The organism is Novosphingobium sp. MBES04 (assembly GCF_000813185.1).
GTDB classification, from domain to species: domain Bacteria; phylum Pseudomonadota; class Alphaproteobacteria; order Sphingomonadales; family Sphingomonadaceae; genus Novosphingobium; species Novosphingobium decolorationis.
Window position 1 is genome coordinate 1294703 of the sequence record NZ_DF850488.1, and the last position, 2990, is coordinate 1297692.

General features: G+C 64.1%; 2 protein-coding genes. One reads left to right on the top strand and one right to left on the bottom strand.

What is annotated here, in order from left to right:
* Positions 1-795: homocysteine S-methyltransferase family protein (locus tag MBENS4_RS05695; RefSeq protein ID WP_039389363.1), on the top strand; the 795-nt coding region annotated here is incomplete at its 5' end.
* Positions 796-914: 119 nt separating this feature from the next.
* Here MBENS4_RS05695 and MBENS4_RS05700 read toward each other — a convergent pair.
* A partial coding sequence (locus MBENS4_RS05700; RefSeq protein ID WP_039389365.1) for a TonB-dependent receptor occupies positions 915-2990 on the bottom strand: 2076 nt, incomplete at its 5' end.

The following is a 2990-nucleotide window of genomic DNA, read 5'->3' on the forward strand; positions in this document are numbered from 1 at the left end:
GAGGCGCTCGAAGATTACTACTTAGGGTTCATCGCGCTTGCCCGGCGAATGGGCACTGGGCTGATCCTCGAAAGTGCGACCTGGCGCGCAAGCCCCGATTGGGCGCAGCCGCTGGGTTTATCGCCCAAAGACCTCGACGCACTCAACCACAAGGCCGTCTCCCTGCTCATGCATCTACGAGAGAGCGCTGCCGCAGAGCCCCCGATTATTATCAGCGGATGCATTGGACCACGCGGCGACGGTTACGATCCCGGCCGGATCATGAGCGGCGAAGAGGCGGAGGCCTATCATAGCCAGCAAGTAGCTGTTCTCGTCGCGGCCGGAGCCGACATGCTGTCCGCCATAACCATGACGAACGTCCCCGAAGCGATCGGGTTGGCGCGCGCCGCTCGCAAGTCAGGTGCGCCAGTGGCTATCAGCTTCACGGTCGAAACGGACGGGCGCCTCCCGACAGGCGAAGCGCTTTGGCATGCGATCGCTGCGGTTGACGAAGCGACGGCGTCATACCCCGCCTACTATATGATCAACTGCGCCCATCCGACGCATTTTGCCAACTCGCTCGAACAAGGTGCGGCATGGGCCAAACGGGTTCGTGGGGTCCGCGCAAACGCTTCGCGGTGCAGCCACGCGGAACTCGATGCCATGACTGAGTTGGACAGGGGAGATCTCACTGAACTTGCGCAGTTGTATAAAGACCTGACGCTAGATTTTCCTCAGATTACGATCCTCGGCGGTTGTTGCGGGACAGATCTAACACATGTGACCGCCATCGCAGAAGCATGTCTGTCACACTGAACTGACGCTGGGCGAACGCGCAGCGGATCTGGTTTCGGAGGATCTGTCCCTCTGTTTGGACAAGATGGGCGCCGAAGCCATGTTGCCCTCCCGGTGCCGAGGCACCGGGAGCGGCGAGTTCAGAACTGGAACGCGACGCCGCCGCCAATCACGCGGGGGTCGTTCACGAAGGCCGTCAGGTTGTTGAAGTCGATCGCGCCGATGACGTTCGATTCATTGGTGATGTTGCGGGCAAAGGCGAAGACGTCGACACCATCGCTGGGCGAACGCCAGCCCAGACGCGCGCCGCCCTCGAAGTTCGTCCCGACGTGGAACTCGGTCGCATCGTAGAGGAAGATGTTGAAGTCCGATTGCGCCACCCAGTCGGTCTGCGCGTAGAGCTTGCTGCCACCCGCCAGTTCGTGGGTGTAGGAGGCCGTCAGGTTCATCAGCCAGCGCGGGGCCTGCGGGAACGGATTGCCGTTGATTGCCGCGCGCCGCGTGGTGCCGACGTCCACGATGGGATCCCGCACGGTGCAGGCGGCCCCGCAGAACGCGACAAGCATGTCCGGATCGGAAATGCGCGTGAAGTTGTACGAGACTCCGCCGGTCAGCATCAGCCCGCGCAGCGGATTGGCGCTGGCTTCGAATTCCACGCCGCGCCCGATACCGCGCCGCGCGTTGATGAGCTGGTTGAAATTGCCCTGGCCTCCGATCGCGGTGAATTGCGGATCGTCGATGCGATAGGTGTAGGCGGTGAGGTCGGCGCGGAAGCGGTTGTCCGGGGTCGCCGCCTTGATGCCGATCTCGTAGGAGATGATCGTCTCGGAATCGGCCGTGGTCAGGATATCTGAGCTGGCGATGCGTCCCTGGATCGACGGGCCACGGTAGCCACGCGCGATGCGGCCGAACAGGCTGACCTGCGGGCTGACCCGGTAGAGCGCGCTGACGTCCCAGCTGGGCTGGTCATCGCTGACCGAGCGGGTATCGATGAAGTAACGACCGAGCGTGCGCTCGGCCACGAGATCGCGTTCATCGCGGGTCCAGCGCGCACCGCCGGTAAGACGCAGGCTGTCGGTCACATCGTAGCGCACCTGCCCGAAGACGGACCAGCTGTCGCTCTTCTGGTTGAGCGTGGAGATGACCGTGGGATCCAGGCCTCCCGTTCCGTTCCAGCTGGCCGAGATCAACTCAAAGCTTTCGTGCCAGTAGAACGCGCCGAGCTGCCAGCCAAAGCGGGAATTGCCGTTGCTCGCAAGGCGCACCTCGTAGGTCTGCTGGTCGAGGTCGCTCGACAGCGTGCCGGTTTCGGACGGGAAGGGGATCGTGCCGCTGCCCGGTGTCGTGCCCAGCACACCGCCATCGATGTCGCCGCGCCCCGAGCTACCGCCCTGGTAGGCCGAGACGATACCGGTCAGCGTGGCGGCGCCCAGGTCGTAATCGACATGGAGGGCCTGCGACTTGGTGTGCTGGGCCTGCGGGTTGTTGCGCCCGCCGTCGTAGTAGACGCGGTCGCGGTCGTAGCGCTCGTTGAGCTTGTTCGATCCGGTCGTGAGCACGTTGGCGCGGTTGAGAGTGCCAGTGCCCCGGTAGTCGCGCGCCTGCAGGGTGAGCAGGACCGAGAGGCGGTCATCGGGCTGCCACTGTGCATGAATGCGTCCGGCGATGTCGTCGAAACCGCCAAGGTCGTGGCCGGGGCGGTTGAAGGTCGTCTCCTCGTAGCCGTTGTCGACCCAGTTGTTGCGGTGATTGACGAGCCCTGCAACGCGGAACGACAGGGTGTCGGTGGCCGGAATGGTCAGGCCGACCTCGCCGCGGATGGTCCCCATTTCCCCGAGCGTGAACTGCGCCTGTCCGCCGGCATCCTGGTCCGGACGGCGGGTGTCCATCTTGACGACGCCCGCGGGCGTGTTGCGCCCGAACAGCGTACCTTGCGGGCCCTTGAGAACTTCGACGCTCTCGACGTCGAAAAGCGGGAAGCTCTTGAGGGAGACGTTTTCCAGGACCACGTCGTCGAGCACGACCGAGACCGGCTGCGAGGCGTTGAAGTCGAAGTCGACGTTGCCCAGGCCGCGGATGTACAGGCGCGGGGCGTAGCGCCCGTTCGAGCTCTCGACATAGAGGCTGGGAACCCGTCCGGCGAGCGAGAGAATGTCCGCGCCCCCTTCCGAAATGGCCGAGAGCTTGCCGCTGTCCAGCACCGAAACTGCAATGGG